Source organism: Desulfobacula toluolica Tol2 (genome assembly GCF_000307105.1).
GTDB classification, from domain to species: Bacteria; Desulfobacterota; Desulfobacteria; order Desulfobacterales; family Desulfobacteraceae; genus Desulfobacula; species Desulfobacula toluolica.
Window position 1 is genome coordinate 2,023,934 of record NC_018645.1, and the last position, 16,411, is coordinate 2,040,344.

Consider the following 16,411-nt stretch of genomic DNA (forward strand, 5'->3'; position numbering starts at 1 on the left):
ATGACTGCTGATAAATTGATATTGGCGTGTTCAAATTGCGGCGCAAAAAACAGGGTTCCGGTATCGCGAATTAATGAAGCACCCAAATGCGGGAAATGTAAAGAATTTTTGCCTGTGGAAAGTTTAAGTCGGCCGGTCATTGTTATGGACAATACGTTTGACCGCGAAGTGATGTCTTCTTCAATGCCTGTGTTAGTGGATTGCTGGGCGCCTTGGTGTGGACCATGCAAGGCAATTGGCCCGGTCATGGATGAACTTGCGATAAAATACAGGGGCAGATTGAAAATCGCCAAGCTGAATGTGGATGAAAATCCCATGATTGGCTCAAGATATTCCATTTCAAGTATTCCGACCATGTTCCTGGTAAAAAATGGCCGGATTATTGACAAGTTGATTGGTGCCTTGCCAAAAGAACAATTGGAATCGCAGATTGCAAGAGTCCTTGGATAAAAAGAGTGAAGAATTTATTGGTTTGTTAAGCCGCCGGATGAATTTTGAATGTTTTTTTGTCCGCCTGGATATGGCTGTTTAAGGCCATTCCGGGCGGACTTTTTTTTGTGTTTCAAAAAATGGTGAGCCGGGATGGAAAATTAAAAAAATAAGGTCTTGAAAAAATATTTAAATTTCTGTTAGTATAAAAAATCAATTTTTTAAATCCAATTTTTTTTTATCATCACAGTCTTTGTTTAATATGGGACATAGTTGTATTGTCTGTTGTTGATAATTGATACGGTTGTTTGAGACATGACTGTTTCTTTTGTTTTTATTGACTGCCTTTTGTTTTTATCAGGCATAACGATTTGCTGAATAATTGCCACGGCAGACCTGGTTTTTTGTCTGGATTTTGCCACAACAAAACATAAATATCGCTGTTTGAATTTTTAAAGGCTTTATATGAAGGCTTTAAAAATATATTGGAGTCAGATTTTTTTTGCTTTTTATTGTGGCAGCTTGTCTGTAATGGCAGTTTATAAAAAGATAAGGAGGCGAACATAAATCTCCTTGTTTTGATTGACTGGTATGGTGTTTGCAGAGTTAATCGTAATATGAGGGTATAATAAAATATTTTAGGAGGGATCAAAGATGTCCAAATTAAAAGTTGGAAAAAAAAGGAAAAGTTTTGACTCGTCTATTTCCTATTTCGCTTTAAAATCCCAAGACGAAATTTATTATCAAATGGCCTCTATTTTTAAAGCAGTTACCAAAAATGAAGAACAACTGGCGGAAAATATTTGCAGTGGGATTTTAACCGGGAATAAATCTGAAATATTGCTGGAAAAATTTTTATAACTATCATATAAGATATTCTATATCTTGAGTTGTTATTTTTTTTCGTCGGTTTTTTTAGATCCAAAACTTCTTTTTTGGTTGATTATAATAATTATAAAACATGAGCAAGGAGAGATTCAATGGCTGAAAAACTTGGTATTTACAAATGCGGCAAATGTGGAAATATTGTACAGGTCCTTCATGGAGAAAAACCGCCCGTCATGTGTTGTGGTCAGGCAATGGACCGTCTGGTTGAGAATACAGTGGATGCAGCATTGGAAAAACATGTGCCCGTGATTGAAAAACTTGATGGCGGATACCTGGTAAAGGTGGGAAGTGTTGCTCATCCCATGGGCAATGATCACTGGATTGAGTGGATTGAGCTTGCATCAGAGGATAACACGTTTGTGCAAAGACAGATGCTGACACCTTCAAGTGCGCCTGAAGCTGAATTTAAAACTGATGCTGCAAAAGTTGTAGCAAGAGCCTATTGCAATCTTCATGGCCTTTGGAAATCCTAAGCGTGCTTTTAAAAATCAAGTGCGCTTTTGAAAATTTTAGAGCCGGGTTAAGCGGATAAATAAAACCCCCACTGTATGGATAGGGTATGATACAGTGGGGGGTTTTAAATTAATAAAACAAAACAATATTATTTGGTTAATTTTCCTGCAAGAAGTCTTATATGACTCATTTCCTCTTTAATAATCGCATCAATTTTTGATTGGCCCAGTTTTGCGGGGACCAGCTCTTTCATGCCAAGGTAAAATGCGATTGAATCTTTTTCTGCCTGAATAGCACTGTTTAATATGCCTTTAAAGCTGTTGTCAGGCTGATCTTTTTCAAAAAAGACCCGGATATCTGCGAGTGCTTTTAAATAAAGAACTGTCTCATCATCAGGATCAAAGGTTGTAGAAGTTTTTTCCTCGTCTTGCAAATCTTTTTGCATAGTGGCAAAGGTGGCTTCATGCTCATCTTCCATTTTTGCCAGCTCAAGGAGAAATTCTTTATGGTTTTCTTCTTTTATTTGTTTTGCAGCATCTCGATAAAATATTGCACCATTTTGTTCGATTTTTATAGCAATTTCAAAAATTTCATTTGCATTGAATTCGTTAGGCATTCTTTCCTCCAGAATCTCTTTTTTTAAGATAGTTTTTTCTTTAATTTTTTCGCTATTTTAATCCCCAGATCAAAACATCTGTTCAGATCATCTTCATTCGGAACATATTGAACTTTAACGCCCTCGTCAATAATATCCCACTTCATTTCAGAAAAATCCTTATTCAGTATTTTAACAGCTTCACCACTCCATCCGTAAGAACCAAATGCTGCTGCAATTTTATTCTGGGGCCGTAATCCTTTGACATATGTCATGACATCTGCAATTACCGGGAAAATACCGTTGTTCAGTGTCGGAGAGCCCACGGCAATAGCTCCGGCATCAATAATTTCCGTCATGATATCACTTCTGTGCCATTTGCGTGTGTTCATAAGCCTTACACTCACATCTTTTGACTCAATCCCATTGGTAATGGACCTTGCCATTTTGGCGGTACTTTCCCACATGGAATCAAAAATGACAACCACTTTTTTGGAAGGTTCCTGTCTGGACCATTTGTCATAAGCTTCAATGATTTTTGATGGATTTTCCCGCCAGATAATGCCGTGATCCGGACAGATCATATTGATTTTCAGGTTCATTTTTGCAACATCTTTTAAAAGTGCCTGAACCCTTGGTGAAAAGTGAAGCAGAATATTGGCATAATACTTTTTTGCGTGGGACATGATCGCATCTCCAATTTGATCATCAAAGAACATGTCTCCGCTATAGTGTTGTCCAAAGGCATCACTTGAAAAAAGGATGGCATCCTCCACAAGATATGTAAACATGCTGTCCGGCCAGTGAAGCATTCTTGTCTCAAGAAACGAAAATGTCCGGTTCCCTATTTTAAGTTCGTCGCCACTTCCCACAACCTGGAAATTAAAGTCGCGGTTAAAATGGCTTTTCAGGTTTTTCGCTCCCATTTTTGAACAATATAGCGGTTTGTTTTCTCCTATTTTATGCATCACTCTGGGGATGGCTCCGGAATGATCCATTTCCGTATGATTGCTGATCAGTATATCAATTTTCTTTGGGTCAATAATCTGGCTGATATTGGAAAGCAGTTCGTCGCAAAATTTTTCTTTTACAGTATCAATGAGAATATTTTTTTCACCCAGTACTAAAAATGCATTATAGGTTGTACCTTCATAGGTGGAGTAACCATGGAAATCCCGAATATCCCAGTCCCGGCATCCGACAGAATAGATCCCATCCGCTATTTCAATGGGTTTATACATTTATGTTTTGCCTCCTTTTTTTATATGAAAGTCTTTAAAAATCTAAACAGTGACTTTCAAGCTTTGTTGTGGGCAAACATGGTTGAAAGACCAAGGCTGCCCGTGGCATTTATTGAACTTTAATCTTTTTTCTTAAAATTTTCTTTTGAAGCGCCGCAAAGGGGGCATACCCATTCTTCGGGCAGATTTTCAAAAGAAGTTCCAGGTTCAATTCCATTGTCAGGATCGCCGTTTGCCGGGTCATATACATATCCACAAACACATTGATATTTATCCATTGTTTTTTGCTCCTCCAAATAATAATCAATTAAAATCAGCTGCTGAATTATTTCAGCACTCTTAAGTGTCATCGTCTTATTGCAAAATAATGCAAAGAGTGTGCCTTGAGTTTTTTAATTTTCCTTACTGATAAAAGGGTTTTAACAAGATTATTATTATAGTATAAGGTGCGTAAAATCAATGAATCATTTATCTTTTAGAGTAAAATATGAACCATGCTATTTATATAAAAACAACAAAAATTAATGCACCCGTCCAAAGGCTTTTTGCCTGGCATGAAAGAAACGGAGCTATTCTGAGGTTGACCCCTCCCTGGGCACCATTAAAAATGATCGCCCGCAGTGGTGATGGTGTTAAAAAAGGAGTAAAAGTAATTTTCAGGCTAAGTGTTTTTAAGATACCCATGGTCTGGGAAGCCGAACATTTCGATTATCAGGAAAACAAGGTGTTCAAAGACAGGCAGATAAAAGGGCCGTTTTCCAAATGGGAACATACCCACAGGTTTTATCCTGATGGTCTGCAAAGTTCCATCATGGAGGATAGGGTTGAATTTAAACTGCCGTTTGGCTGGTTAAGCAGGCCGTTTTACAGGGTGGCCAAAAAAGAGTTTGAAAGAATGTTTGCCTACCGGCACAGGGTTTTAAAATATGACCTGGAGCATCATGCCAATAGAAATGAAAATAAAATAGGAGACAAAAAGAAAAGAATTCTTGTTTCAGGTGCAAGCGGAACCATAGGAAGTATGCTGGTTCCTTTTTTGCAAACCTGTGGTCATGAGGTTGTCCGTCTGGTGCGAACAGATAAGGACTTGTCACCAGGCGAATATTTCTGGGATCCGTACAAGGGTATTCTTGACCTTGAAACTATCGGACACATTGATGCTGTTATCAATTTGAACGGGGTTGATATTTCCAGAGGAAGGTGGACGGACCGGCAAAAAAAACAGATTATTGACTCCAGGATAATTCCCACTCGCCTGCTTGTGGATAAAATGAAAAGTCTTGATCATAAACCCGAGGTTTTTATCTCTTCTTCGGCCATTGGATATTATGGTGAAGGAGGCGCTGCAATGTTAACAGAAGCCTCAAGTATGGGTAATTGTTTTATCTCAAAGGTTTGCAGGCAATGGGAAGATGCGTCCGCTGATGCACAAAAGGCCGGGATTCGAACTGTTCAACTCAGAATCGGTGTGGTACTTACGCCTTCCGGCGGCGCTTTGGCAAGAATGGAACTGCCGTTTAAGATTGGTTGCGGGGTCAGGCTTTCACGCGGTGGGCAATATATGAGCTGGATCAGTATGGATGATGCAGTGTCAGGAATTTTGCATATTTTAAACAATGATAAGATCCAAGGAAAAGTTAACCTTACTGCCCCAAATCCTGTTACCAACAAAGAATTTTCAAAAACATTGGCAAAAGTTTTTTCAAAACAAGTATTTTTTGTCATTCCAAGGTTTGTGGCCCTTGTTTTATGGGGGCAAATGGGAAAAGAAACCCTTTTGGCCAGCGCACGCGTGAAACCTGAAAAATTGTTGAAAAACGGGTTTTTATTTCAGCATAAAACACTTTTGGGGGCCTTAAAAGACACTCTTGGCAGATAAAATTTTTTCGATTTCATATAGCCTCATCACCAACACAATTATTAAGGTAGATCAACATGAGTATAAAATTAAAACTTCTTTTCTCTTTTTTAATGATCATTGCCCTTGTTTTCGGGTTTGTTCATATTTATTTTCCGGCAGATAATTATAGTTTTGAACGGCTTCATATTTTTCTTTTTAATCTTTGCACCGGGGGCACCATCCTCCTTTATTATACACAGGGCAAAGAGACGGTATCCAAAACAGTGTGGTTTTTTTTTTCAGGCTCGCTTATTTATGCGTTTTCAGCTTTTTTAAAACTCTATCCAATTACCATCCTTGTCTCCATTATACTGTTTGTTCTGGTGGAAAAAATCCGTACGGATAAATTTTCATTTTTGCCTTTTCTTTTTTTTAAGCCCGGAGAACCGGTCTCTGAAAAATTTCATCAGGCATCGCTGTTGTGTCTTTCCTGCGGGCTTGTTATTGCAACACTGGTTATTTTAAATAATGAATACTTTAATTTCGTGAATATGGAAAAATTGACCCTGAATACATTTTTTCTGGGATTTTCTTTTCCATTGTCTCTGATCTCTTTGTCAGTGGTTTTTTCAATGTTGAAAAAGATAGAAGCATCTTGGGTCAAGTTGCTTATGGAATTGTGTTTCTGGACCATTACTCTTGGTGTGATCATTTTTTTTGTTTTTATTTTATTTGAACGATTTATTCCCCAGGTTTTTGTGACGTCAGCACTTTTTGTGGCTGTTGTAACCGTATTTTACCTTTACTCGAAGTTTGCAGATAAAATTCAGCAAAAGCTTTTTTTAACATCCGGGATCGGATTTTTAATCTTTACCGCAATAACCGGCATTGCCTATATATTTTTGCAAATGTCTGAAGGGTATGACCCTTTAAAAACAAAATGGCTGATACATATGCATGTGTTTGCTTCCCTTTATGGCTGGAACCTGTGCGGATTGTCCGTTATTTGCAGGTTTGATGATTTTCCCATAAAATTGCATTCTGCAACGGTGATCTGTATTCACTGGTTGACTGCAGTAGTTCTTGCGCCTCTGGGTGTTTTTTACGGTTGGTTTGCAATTTTTGCCATTATTGGATATTCTTTTATAACGTTGACCCTGTTCTTTAGCAGCAATAAGAGGAAAACAGCAGATGAGTAACCGGGAAAAACTCAAACGGTTTTTTAACCTTTTCACAGGAAGTTCAAAAGTCCTTGTAGTTATCAATGCCGATCCAGATGCCATTGCCAGTGCCATGGTGATTAAACGATTGCTGTGGCGAAAGGTCAGTGAAGTTTGTATTGCCCATTTCAACAAGATAAGCCGGCCCGATAACCTTGCCATGATTGAATATACAGAACCGGGTCTTATGGTATTGGATGATATTCAAAAAGAAAATTTTAATGTTTTTGTGGTGGTGGACTCCCAGCCGGATCATAATGAACAATTTTCAGGGTTTTGTTTTGATGCTATTATTGATCACCATCCAATAAGTTTTGATGAGGCAGCCTATGTTGATATACGTCCTGAATACGGTGCCTGTTCCACTATTATGACCGAATATTTAAAATCAAAAAAAATAAAACCTTCTGCACGGCTTGCAGCAGCCCTGATGCTGGGAATTAAAACCGACACATCTGATTTTACCCGGCAGGCAAGCCTGAAAGATATTCGGGCTTTCCAATACCTGTATCAGTATGCAGATAATAATATTGTCACCAAAGTGGAAAGAGCAGCTTTTACCCAGGAGGATCTTGATTTTTTAGGCAGGGCCATAAGGGGCCGAAAAGTGATCAACAACCGGATTTTTTTTCATGCCGGCAATGTTTCCAAACCTGATGAACTGGTTGTTGTGGCAGACTTTTTTTTAACCATTTCAAAGGTTAACTGGAGCATTATTTCAGGTGTGTATGAAAAAAAACTGATAATTATCATTCGAAATGACGGGTTGAGAAAAGGGGCTGGAAATACTGTAAAAGAAGCGTTTTCCATGTTTGGGTCTGCTGGCGGGCACAAGACAATGGCAAGGGCTGAGCTTGATTTGAAACTGATCAGAAAAAAAATAGGATCAGTTGGTAAAAAAGAGCTGGGAGACTGGATAATATCGGTTATTGAAAAGACAGCCGGGAAAAAAATCGAATAACTTTAAAAATGGAACGATGATTTTACCAAAGCCTGACAGAGAAAAAGCCTTATCAAACAGCGAAAAGCGGTATCGAAAACTTGTTGAAACCATGGGGCACGGCTTGACAGAAGTCGATGAAAACCAGGTGGCTACATATGCCAACGAGATGCTCTGCCGGATGTGGGGACGCACGCAAAATGAGATCATAGGTTGGAAAGTTGATCAATTTCTAGATGACGAGAATAAAAAAATTCTTTTTGCGCAGCATGAAAAACGCCAAAAAGGGGAAAGCCACCCCTATGAAATTGTGTGGACCAGAAAAGACGGGTCTAAACTTCATGCCATTATGACCCCGACCCCTTATTTTGATGACAATGGTAAGTTTAAGGGCAGTTTTGCCATTGTTACCGATATTTCAAAGCATAAAAAAGAAAAGAATCTGCTGGAACTCAGGATTAAACAAAGAACCAGGGAGCTTGAAAATAAAACTAGAAACCTTGAAGAAGTGAATACTGCTTTACGGGTTCTGTTAAAGAAAAGAGAAGAAGATAAAACCGTGCTTGAAGAAAGAATGGTTTTAAATGTCAGGGAACTGATTATTCCCTATATTGAGCGAATGAGGGAAGACAATCTCAGTGACAGCCAGCAAGGGTGCCTGGATATCATGGAATCAACCCTGTATGATATTGTTTCCCCTTTTTTGCATAAATTTTCCCTGGAATTCTTAAATCTTACTCCATCTGAAATTCAGGTGGCAAATATGGTTAAATACGGAAAGAAAACCAAGGAAATAGCTCAGATTTTAAATTTATCCGGAAAAACCGTTGAGTTTTATCGCAAACGTATCAGGAAAAAAGTCGGCATTACCAATAAATCCATCAACCTTCAGACTTTTTTATCTTCCACTGAATAACTGCCACAGACAGACCTGGTGTTTCCCACGGGTTTGTTCGCAATAAATAATTAAGGTCACTATTGAGGTTATCAAAATTTTATATGACCTGGTATATTTTATACCTGTTTTACCCCTGTTATATACCTCTTGTGTGATGATTTTTTTCAGTATAGTTATGTATCATTAGCTGTTGGCACTGATTTGTTGCAACTGGATCTGACCGTCTTAAAAAAAATGCCAAAAAAATATGAAAGGAGGTGATGTAATCGTTCATCATAAGATCGTGTGACTACTTTTAACCAAGGAGATCGATAAAATGAAAAATTTTATGTGTTTTCGGATTGCCCTCATTGTGTTTTGTGCATTTTTCTTTAGTTCAATTCTTTATGCCAAACCCATTAAATTAACCTATTCCAATTTTTTTCCCCCCACCCATGTTCAAAGCAAACTGGCTCAAGGCTGGTGCGATGAAGTGAAAAAACGAACAGATGGAAAGGTGGTGGTTGAATATTATCCAGGAGGGACACTGAGCAAGTCTAAACAGGTTTATGACGGTGTGGTAGTTGGGCTTTCCGATGTGGGCTTGGCATTGTTTGCCTATACCCGGGGAAGATTTCCAGTTTTGGAAGCTGCTGATCTGCCCCTTGGGTATACCAGCGGTGTTCAGGCCACCAAAGTGGTAAATGAGCTGTACGATGAATTAAAGCCCAAAGAATTGTCCGATACCCGGGTTATGTATCTTCATGCTCATGGTGCAGGCCTTCTTCATACAAAGGGAAAGGCTGTTCGAACCATGGCGGATTTTCAAGGCATGAAACTTCGGGGCCATGGCACAAGTGCAATGGTAATCAATGCCCTTGGGGGTACTCCGGTCTCTCTTCCCATGCCCGAACTTTATTCAAGCCTTCAAAAAAATATTGTTCAAGGAGCCATGTATCCCATTGAAACAAACAAAGGCTGGCGAATGGGGGAAGTCACTGATTTCCTGACCATGAGTACTTCAATTGCATATACTTCATCATTTTATGTTGTTATGAACAAGAGAAAATGGAACTCAATCCCGGCAGATCTTCAGGAAATTATCAGTCAAATCAACAAAGAATGGATTGTAAAACACGGTCAGGCATGGGATGAAAGCGACAAGACAGGGCTGGCCTATTTTAAAAGCCTTGGGCATGAAGTGATTGAACTAAGTGATGCGGAATCTGAAAAATGGAAAAATGCCATTGAGCCGGTTATTGATCAATATGTTGAAAAGATGAATAAAAAAGGGTTTGACGGCAGAAAAATTGTTGATTTTGTAAAAAAAAGCATGGAAAAAAATCGTTAAGCCATAGAACATGTATCGCACATATCAGCAGTTAATAAAAAATTATTTGGTCGGAATGAAAAATATGAAATAGCAGGGGGATACGGTTTAAATGACCGCCTTAAAAAATCATGTTCCCGCTATTTAAAACCATTATGTAAGGAAAAGCAGATGAATCATCAGAAATATTGGAATCCGGTACTGGAGACAATGCCCCGGGAAAAACTTAAACAACTGCAATTTAAAAAATTTAAGCGAATATTGACCTGGGCCTATACCCATTCAAAATTTCACAGGGCACTCTATGATACAGCAGGGTTAACTCCTGATGATATCCGGTCCTTTGATGATATCAAGAAGATTCCAAAGGTTGAAAAATCCATGATGAGAGATATTCAGAAAAAAGATCCCTATCCCTATGGAGATGCCCTGTGTGTTCCATTGGAAGAGGTTTCAGCCTTTCGTCAGACCAGCGGCACCACAGGACAGCCGGTATATCAACCCGATACCCTGCAGGATTGGGACTGGTGGGCTGAATGCTGGGCCTTTATCCTGTGGTCACAGGGATATCGCGCAAAAGATCGTGTGTTTCTTCCTTTTGGGTATAATATTTTTGTTGCGTTCTGGGCAGCTCATTATGGGGCTGAAAAGTTGGGGTGTGAAGTGGTTCCCGGCGGGATACTGGATACCCAGGCCCGGATTTTGAAAATTCAGGAACTGAATGCCACCGCCATGATGGCCACCCCGACCTATGTGTTAAACATGGCTGATGTGGCAAAGAACAAGATGGGAATTGATTCCCGGGAATTGTCCATCAGCAAAATTACCTGTGCAGGAGAGCCGGGTGCCGGCATTCCCAGTACGAAAAAAAGAATGGAAGATGCCTGGGGTGCCAAGGTCTATGACCACTGCGGTGCAACTGAGATCGGTGCATGGGCATACGAGTGTGAGGATCAGCCCCACGGCATGCATGTGAATGAAGCCATGTTCCTTGTGGAAATTGAAGATATTGAAACAGGTCATATCATAGAAGAGCCTGGCCGGAGAGGAAAAATGATCATAACTGCCTTGGACAGAATTGCCCAGCCCTGTGTCCGGTTTGATTCCAAGGATGTGATTGAATGGGATTCGGAATCGTGTACCTGCGGCCGAACGTTTCGATTGATCAAAGGCGGTGTTCTGGGACGTTCCGATGACATTACAAAGGTCAAAGGGGTGCTGCTTTCACCGGCTGCCATAGAAGAGGTAGTCAGATCCATTGACGGCCTGGGCGACGAGTTTGAGGTTATAGTTGACAAACAGGGCGATGTGGACCGGATAAAGCTTAAAGTGGAGCTTTTGCCAGAGGTGACCAAGTTGAATGTGGAAAACACCCTGATTGATCAGCTCAGACTGAAAACAAATTTGAGGTATCGAATTGAATACTATGATTATGGCAGTCTGCCGCGGTATGAAGTTAAGGCAAAACGGTTTAAGGATCTGCGGAAAAAATAACAAATAAAAGGAATGACGGCCATGAAAAACTCGTCTGATATCAATGCAATTAACGATAAAATCCTCAAGGTAAAAGAGTTGCTGCTTGAACTTGAGGCACACGGAGAAAAGTTTCCTGCCCTGGCACGGAATTCAAAAAAAGCCCTGGTGAGCATAAAAATGCTTGAGTTGAATATTTCAGATATTGTATCACTTGAAGATTGAAGCTTGGGGGGTGAAATCCCATTGGTTGAAAGAATTGGCGGGAAGGATCATTATTGTTTTGAGTTAAATTTCTCCCCGCTTTTTTGATCGCAGCTTCTTTTTGATGGCAGGGCTTTAGCCTTGCCATTGAATTTGTTTAAAATAAAGGACTGCTTCCTGATCAAACGCCCATAAGGTAAAATCCAAGATTTTTTGCATAAGGGGGTGGATTATAGAAATCCGCATCAATATAATTGCCTTTTATTTTTATGACCATAATTCGTCTTTTTATAAGGGCCTTATTTATATTGTCCAGAGTGAATTGTATGTCCAGAAAATCATTGACTTGTATTCTATGTGATTTTGAAATTCTGAAACCAATGGACAGCATGGACAGTTTTTCCACTCTGATATGGCCGGACTCCCCTGTCTTCAGACGAATAAATCTTCCCCCTAATGATACGAGTTTGCCAAAGGTCTGTTTGTTTTTAATTTCAGGGAAGGCTTCAGTGTGATCCTGTTCCAGAATCGGATGCAGGCTGTCTTCAAAATTTTCAATCGTGTCTTCGTTTAAGAGAACTTTTGATTTGGACAGGAAATTACCCACAATATTTTTTAACTGCCCCGAATCTTTAGCACTCATAGTATGGGGAAAGATATCTATTTGTATTGGTGAGGTGTCCTTTTGGCAAATAGCCAGTGAAAAAGCGTCTGTGATTTTTTGTTTTGCTGCTTTTGTCCCATCCGCGTATGTCTGGGGCAAAAGCAGGATAAATGAGTCCTCGCCATAACGGAAAATTTCATCCTTTTGGCGTTTGATTTTGTTCAAAATCAAGGCTATTTTTTTCAGAATCTTATCTCCTGCAGACTGTCCCATTGTTTCATTGATTCGCCGGAATCTTTTGATTTTAATAATCAAAATGGAAAAAATGGTGCCATACCTTCGAAGGACTTTTTTTTCATTGCCGATGGCATGCTCAAAGCTCCACCGGTTTTTAAGGCCGGTCAATGAATCCTTTGTGGCAAGATTTGTCAGGGCCTGATTATAATAAGATCTTTCAATGGCAATGGCAGCATACTCAGCAATGGAGGATAAAATTTTCAAGTCCCCTGGGGTGAAAGGATCTTCATTAATTCGATTGATCAATTCAATAACACCAAAAATTTTTGTATCTGTTTTAAGCGGGGTTCCTATGATAGAATTGGTTTTAAATCCTGTATATTTATCCACCCGTACGCTGAACCGTTTATCTTGTGCAACATCTTTAATGATCAATGATTCTCCGGTTTCCATGATATGTCCTGCGACCCCTTCTCCTTTGGGAAGCTTTAGGCCTTGCAGCTTTTTTTTATTTGTTCCCACCACAACAGAAAAAACCATGTCCGAGGTTTTTTGATCTTTTAACAGTATAGACCAGTGCTGGGGTTGAAAAATAAGGCCGACCTGATACATGACGATATCGAGAACTTCTTTGATGCTTTTTGCTTTGGCAAGGGGTTTGCCAAGCTCAAGTACCATGTCGGATGGCATGCTTCCTGACTTTTTGGTTTGAGCCATATCCTGGGATTTTGTTAAGGGGTTTTCCTGGTAATAATATTTTGTATTTGCTTTTGAAAGTTTAAGATTGGCCCAGAGTAAGTTTTCCCTGAGCTGACTGATGGATGGGAAAACAAAATGATAAAATTTGGAAATATTTTCAACTTCCTTGTTCATTTGAAGAATGCATTTGATAATATCAATTTTGTCCGGACGTATTGTTTTTTCAACTTCAGGAGCAAGGACTGGTGGACGGATAAAATCAAAAGATCCGATTCCTTGTATCCAGCACAGCAAGTTTGCTAAAGAGACAATGGAAATCAACTGCATCTCTTCTTGGGTCAAGTCTTTATGTTCAAAGGGCTGGTGATGATATTTGACTGCGGTGACCAGTTTTTCAGGCAGTTCCCACAATGAACAGAAAAAAGCACCTACATCATCATGGCCTATCCCAATTGTGCTGCGTTCTTTTTCAATAACCAGATCTGTAGATAAGGATAGTTCGAGGATGAAGTCATTATAATCTTTTTTGCCTTTGATATCGAGAAATATTTTGCCTATATCATGAATAAGCCCTGCAATATAAGCTTCTTCAGGGTCAGCATATCCGGTTTCTTTGGCAATTTCCATACTTAATACGGCAACGCAAATACAATGCCGCCAGAAAAGGAGCCTGTCAAACTGTTTGGCATGGCCGAATTTGAACATTTTTTCAAAGACCGTCATCCCGATAGCCAGCCTTTTTATTTCATCCACGCCTAAAAACACAACAGCTTCAGAAAGGGATGTAACTTTTTTTCCAAGTCCGTACATGGCTGAGTTGACAATCTCAAGTACCCTGATGGAAATACTCGGATCTGTTTCCACAATTTTTGATATGTCTTGCAGAGAGGATGTTTTATCCCCGGAGATTTTGAGCAGCTTTGCAGCTACATATGGAAAGCTTGGCAATTTTTTATCATCTAACGTGAGATTTTTTTTTATATCTGACTCCGAAGGGAGATTTAATTTATCTTGCATTTTTGACATCCTAAAAAATATGACCCTTTGTTATAAGTATCTGTTTGTTTCTAAACAAAAATATTTTGCATACAATAATCAGTTTGCCTTTATTTTTCAACTTTTTATATAACTGCCACGGGCAGACCTGGGTTTTTGCTCATATTTGCCCACAACAAAAATTTAAAGTCTCTTTATGAATTTTTTAAGACTTTCACATAAAAGGACTTTTAACCTGTTGAAATCAGATCTCTTTAAGGTTGTGTTGCGGGTAAATTTCAAATAAAATGCCAGGTTTGCCCATGGCTGTTATAGAAAAAGGGAAATACACAAGTTAAGAGTTGGCTGGTTGCTGAAATTTATATCGTATTTGTAGCATTTCAAATGAGAAGATCTTCAGAAGGGTTTGCAAAGTTTGCGGGCTGGGCTTGGGGTCCGGCCCAACCCGCGGGGTTCAAGGATTTAAGCTTTTACCTTTGTAGCTTTTTTTGCCTTTGATTTGGCTTTTTTCTGGGCTTTTGCCGGAGTCTTCTTTTTTTTCGGTGTTGCTTTGATTGCTTTTTCTTCAAGGTCGTTTATCTTTTTTTCATAATCTTCCCGGATTTTTTTGATCTCGTCCTGAAGTTCCGATTCCCTGGTGTCAGCTTTTTCCTTTGCCGTCAGGATGGATTTTTCCACCTGAGTTTCAATTTCTTTTTGGTACGTCTCTTCCATATTTTGTTTGGTCTGGTCAAACTCTTTTGTGAGTTTGTCATTTTTGCTTAAAAGTTGTGTCTGTGTTTCTGTGAGTTCTGCAATTGTGTTGTTAAGATTTTTTTCAAGGATATCCCAGGCAGTCTGTTTTTCTGTATATTTACGATTTAACTTTTCCGAAATTTCTGCCATTTTTCCCTGGTATGTTAGTTCAAGGTCTTTAATACTTTTTTTGTGGTCTGCCTCAGCTTCACTTGCAGCGGCAGTGAGTTCTTTTTCTCTGTCAGTCAAGGCTATCAATTGATTTTGATGCTTTACCTCAAGTTCTTTTATATTTTTTTGATGCTTTGCTTCAAGTTCTTCTATGGCTTTCTGGTATTTTGTCTCAAGTTCTTCTGCGGTTTTTTTGTTTCTGATATCGGCCTCACTTGCAGTGGTTGTGAGTTTCTCTATTTTTATGTTCAAGGCTTGCAATTTGTTTTGATGATTTGTTTCAAGGTCTTCAATGATTTTTTTGTGGCTAATATCAGCTTCATTTGCAGCGGCAGTGAGTTCTTTTTCTCTGTCAGTCAAGGCTATCAATTGATTTTGATGCTTTACTTCAAGTTTTTCTATGGCTTGTTGATGTTTTGTCTCAAGCTCTTCTGTGTTTTTCCGGTTAAGAATATCAGCTTCTTTTGTCGCGGCAGCAACCATTTCTTCTGTTTTTTTGTTTAGATCTTCAATCTCTTTTTTATTTTTGGCTTCAAGATCGGCAATAATTTTATTGTGATGCTCTTCAACTTCCTTGGCTGCATCAGTCATCTCTTTTATTTTGGAATTCAAGGAGTCAATTTGTGTTTTCTGTTTTGAATTGAGGTCTGCAATGGCTTGTTTATTCTTTGATTCCGCTTCTTCTGCAATGCGGATCATTTCTTCTATTTTGCTTTTCAGTAACGAGTTTTCAGCTTCAAGTTTTTTTGTTACTTCACCTATGCTCAGTGCTTTTTGCCTGGGAAGTGAAAAAAGCTGACCTTCCAGCCTGGCCTGCCTTCTGAGTTGTCTTCTGGATTCAATTACCGGTTTAATGTTCCTGATTAAAACTTTTGAAATACCTTTAAGACAGTGCCATAACACTCCCATATCCTGGACGGTTAATAATTTTCGTGTTTCAGCATCCGGGTCTTCAGCCCGGGTGATTAAATTTTCCAAAACCAGTTGAAGCCGGTTTAATTCTGCACGAACCAGATGTTTGTCTTCACTTACATCCAGAGTGTTTTCACAACAAAAAGCATGCAGGATGGAATGGAACTGTTCATGATCCAGTCCTGATTTTACAGCTATTTGTTCAAACTGTGCTTTGATTTTTTTAATACTATCAGTGGATATTGCTTCTGAAGCCATAGAACCTCTCTCTTGTTTTTTATTTTCAACCCCAATATTTCAAATTTCAACCCCAATACTTCAAACTTAATTAACTGAAAAATTTAAAACATATGGAACCCAATGTAAACAACAAAATATGGCATCCTTTATTTTTCGGGAAACTCCGATAAAATTAAAGATTCTAAGCCAAAGAAACGACAAGTTCCATTGGGTTGCGGTATAGTTAGTGCCAGACCGGAAACCCGAGTTTCGGACTCCTCAGGCCAGCTAAATTTTCACCACTCCCTCACCCATGCTGATATAAATGGGTGGAACGAGTTCATTTCA

The 16,411-nt window shown here is 39.1% G+C and carries 15 protein-coding genes; 10 read left to right on the forward strand and 5 right to left on the reverse strand.

The genetic code is table 11. The annotated features are described in order from the left end of the window. The 3 genes from trxC to TOL2_RS09320 all read left to right on the forward strand — a co-directional run bounded on the left by trxC (position 1) and on the right by TOL2_RS09320 (position 1,790). A complete protein-coding gene (trxC, locus tag TOL2_RS09305) occupies positions 1–450 on the forward strand; it encodes a thioredoxin TrxC (RefSeq protein ID WP_014957240.1) in 450 nt (149 codons plus the stop codon). A 633-nt stretch (positions 451–1,083) separates the two neighbouring features. Beyond that, positions 1,084–1,290 (forward strand): hypothetical protein, encoded by a 207-nt coding sequence (locus tag TOL2_RS09315; RefSeq protein WP_014957242.1) that lies wholly within the window; start codon positions 1,084–1,086, stop codon positions 1,288–1,290. Between the two features lie 119 nt (positions 1,291–1,409). Further along, entirely contained in the window at positions 1,410–1,790 is a 381-nt protein-coding gene (locus tag TOL2_RS09320) for a desulfoferrodoxin (RefSeq protein ID WP_014957243.1), read from the forward strand. Between the two features lie 128 nt (positions 1,791–1,918). On the opposite strand, the gene TOL2_RS09325 is transcribed toward TOL2_RS09320, so the two are convergent. From TOL2_RS09325 to rd, 3 genes are all read right to left on the reverse strand, one after another. Further along, complete coding sequence (locus TOL2_RS09325; RefSeq protein ID WP_014957244.1) at positions 1,919–2,386, reverse strand: ferritin-like domain-containing protein; 468 nt, start codon at positions 2,384–2,386, stop codon at positions 1,919–1,921. Positions 2,387–2,409: 23 nt separating this feature from the next. Beyond that, positions 2,410–3,606, reverse strand: coding sequence for an FprA family A-type flavoprotein (locus tag TOL2_RS09330; RefSeq protein WP_014957245.1), 1,197 nt, complete (start codon positions 3,604–3,606; stop codon positions 2,410–2,412). Between the two features lie 119 nt (positions 3,607–3,725). Continuing rightward, positions 3,726–3,884, reverse strand: a complete 159-nt coding sequence (gene rd / locus TOL2_RS09335) for a rubredoxin (protein WP_083863890.1) — start codon at positions 3,882–3,884, stop codon at positions 3,726–3,728. Positions 3,885–4,093: 209 nt separating this feature from the next. Between rd and TOL2_RS09340 the strand changes: the two genes are divergently transcribed. The 7 genes from TOL2_RS09340 to TOL2_RS09370 all read left to right on the forward strand — a co-directional run bounded on the left by TOL2_RS09340 (position 4,094) and on the right by TOL2_RS09370 (position 11,511). Beyond that, positions 4,094–5,485, forward strand: coding sequence for a TIGR01777 family oxidoreductase (locus TOL2_RS09340; RefSeq protein WP_014957247.1), 1,392 nt, complete (start codon positions 4,094–4,096; stop codon positions 5,483–5,485). Between the two features lie 56 nt (positions 5,486–5,541). After that, positions 5,542–6,645: a hypothetical protein gene (locus tag TOL2_RS09345; protein WP_014957248.1), complete on the forward strand. Its 1,104-nt coding sequence runs from the start codon at positions 5,542–5,544 to the stop codon at positions 6,643–6,645. Continuing rightward, on the forward strand, positions 6,638–7,627 hold the full coding sequence (locus tag TOL2_RS09350) for a DHH family phosphoesterase (RefSeq protein WP_014957249.1): 990 nt from the start codon (positions 6,638–6,640) through the stop codon (positions 7,625–7,627). The genes TOL2_RS09345 and TOL2_RS09350 overlap by 8 nt, the downstream gene beginning before the upstream one ends. A gap of 16 nt (positions 7,628–7,643) precedes the next feature. Next, complete coding sequence (locus tag TOL2_RS23585; RefSeq protein WP_014957250.1) at positions 7,644–8,522, forward strand: PAS domain S-box protein; 879 nt, start codon at positions 7,644–7,646, stop codon at positions 8,520–8,522. 298 nt (positions 8,523–8,820) lie between these two features. Continuing rightward, entirely contained in the window at positions 8,821–9,834 is a 1,014-nt protein-coding gene (locus TOL2_RS09360; RefSeq protein ID WP_014957251.1) for a TRAP transporter substrate-binding protein, read from the forward strand. A gap of 150 nt (positions 9,835–9,984) precedes the next feature. After that, positions 9,985–11,307: a phenylacetate--CoA ligase family protein gene (locus TOL2_RS09365; protein ID WP_014957252.1), complete on the forward strand. Its 1,323-nt coding sequence runs from the start codon at positions 9,985–9,987 to the stop codon at positions 11,305–11,307. A 21-nt stretch (positions 11,308–11,328) separates the two neighbouring features. Continuing rightward, positions 11,329–11,511, forward strand: coding sequence for a hypothetical protein (locus TOL2_RS09370; protein WP_041279388.1), 183 nt, complete (start codon positions 11,329–11,331; stop codon positions 11,509–11,511). A 160-nt stretch (positions 11,512–11,671) separates the two neighbouring features. On the opposite strand, the gene TOL2_RS09375 is transcribed toward TOL2_RS09370, so the two are convergent. Both TOL2_RS09375 and TOL2_RS09380 read right to left on the reverse strand, forming a co-directional pair. After that, positions 11,672–14,047 carry an HDOD domain-containing protein gene (locus TOL2_RS09375; RefSeq protein WP_014957253.1) on the reverse strand — a complete coding sequence of 792 codons (2,376 nt, stop codon included), beginning with the start codon at positions 14,045–14,047 and terminating at the stop codon, positions 11,672–11,674. 441 nt (positions 14,048–14,488) lie between these two features. Next, a complete protein-coding gene (locus tag TOL2_RS09380; protein ID WP_014957254.1) occupies positions 14,489–16,102 on the reverse strand; it encodes a hypothetical protein in 1,614 nt (537 codons plus the stop codon). Between the last annotated feature and the right edge of the window lie 309 nt (positions 16,103–16,411).

What these genes read in the sequence shown, in the direction of transcription:
- trxC (WP_014957240.1), top strand. Translation starts at nt 1, where the DNA reads ATGACTGCTGATAAATTGATATTGGCGTGTTCAAATTGCGGCGCAAAA.
- TOL2_RS09315 (WP_014957242.1), top strand. Translation starts at nt 1,084, where the DNA reads ATGTCCAAATTAAAAGTTGGAAAAAAAAGGAAAAGTTTTGACTCGTCT.
- TOL2_RS09320 (WP_014957243.1), top strand. Translation starts at nt 1,410, where the DNA reads ATGGCTGAAAAACTTGGTATTTACAAATGCGGCAAATGTGGAAATATT.
- TOL2_RS09325 (WP_014957244.1), bottom strand. Translation starts at nt 2,386, where the DNA reads ATGCCTAACGAATTCAATGCAAATGAAATTTTTGAAATTGCTATAAAA.
- TOL2_RS09330 (WP_014957245.1), bottom strand. Translation starts at nt 3,606, where the DNA reads ATGTATAAACCCATTGAAATAGCGGATGGGATCTATTCTGTCGGATGC.
- rd (WP_083863890.1), bottom strand. Translation starts at nt 3,884, where the DNA reads ATGGATAAATATCAATGTGTTTGTGGATATGTATATGACCCGGCAAAC.
- TOL2_RS09340 (WP_014957247.1), top strand. Translation starts at nt 4,094, where the DNA reads ATGAACCATGCTATTTATATAAAAACAACAAAAATTAATGCACCCGTC.
- TOL2_RS09345 (WP_014957248.1), top strand. Translation starts at nt 5,542, where the DNA reads ATGAGTATAAAATTAAAACTTCTTTTCTCTTTTTTAATGATCATTGCC.
- TOL2_RS09350 (WP_014957249.1), top strand. Translation starts at nt 6,638, where the DNA reads ATGAGTAACCGGGAAAAACTCAAACGGTTTTTTAACCTTTTCACAGGA.
- TOL2_RS23585 (WP_014957250.1), top strand. Translation starts at nt 7,644, where the DNA reads ATGATTTTACCAAAGCCTGACAGAGAAAAAGCCTTATCAAACAGCGAA.
- TOL2_RS09360 (WP_014957251.1), top strand. Translation starts at nt 8,821, where the DNA reads ATGAAAAATTTTATGTGTTTTCGGATTGCCCTCATTGTGTTTTGTGCA.
- TOL2_RS09365 (WP_014957252.1), top strand. Translation starts at nt 9,985, where the DNA reads ATGAATCATCAGAAATATTGGAATCCGGTACTGGAGACAATGCCCCGG.
- TOL2_RS09370 (WP_041279388.1), top strand. Translation starts at nt 11,329, where the DNA reads ATGAAAAACTCGTCTGATATCAATGCAATTAACGATAAAATCCTCAAG.
- TOL2_RS09375 (WP_014957253.1), bottom strand. Translation starts at nt 14,047, where the DNA reads ATGCAAGATAAATTAAATCTCCCTTCGGAGTCAGATATAAAAAAAAAT.
- TOL2_RS09380 (WP_014957254.1), bottom strand. Translation starts at nt 16,102, where the DNA reads ATGGCTTCAGAAGCAATATCCACTGATAGTATTAAAAAAATCAAAGCA.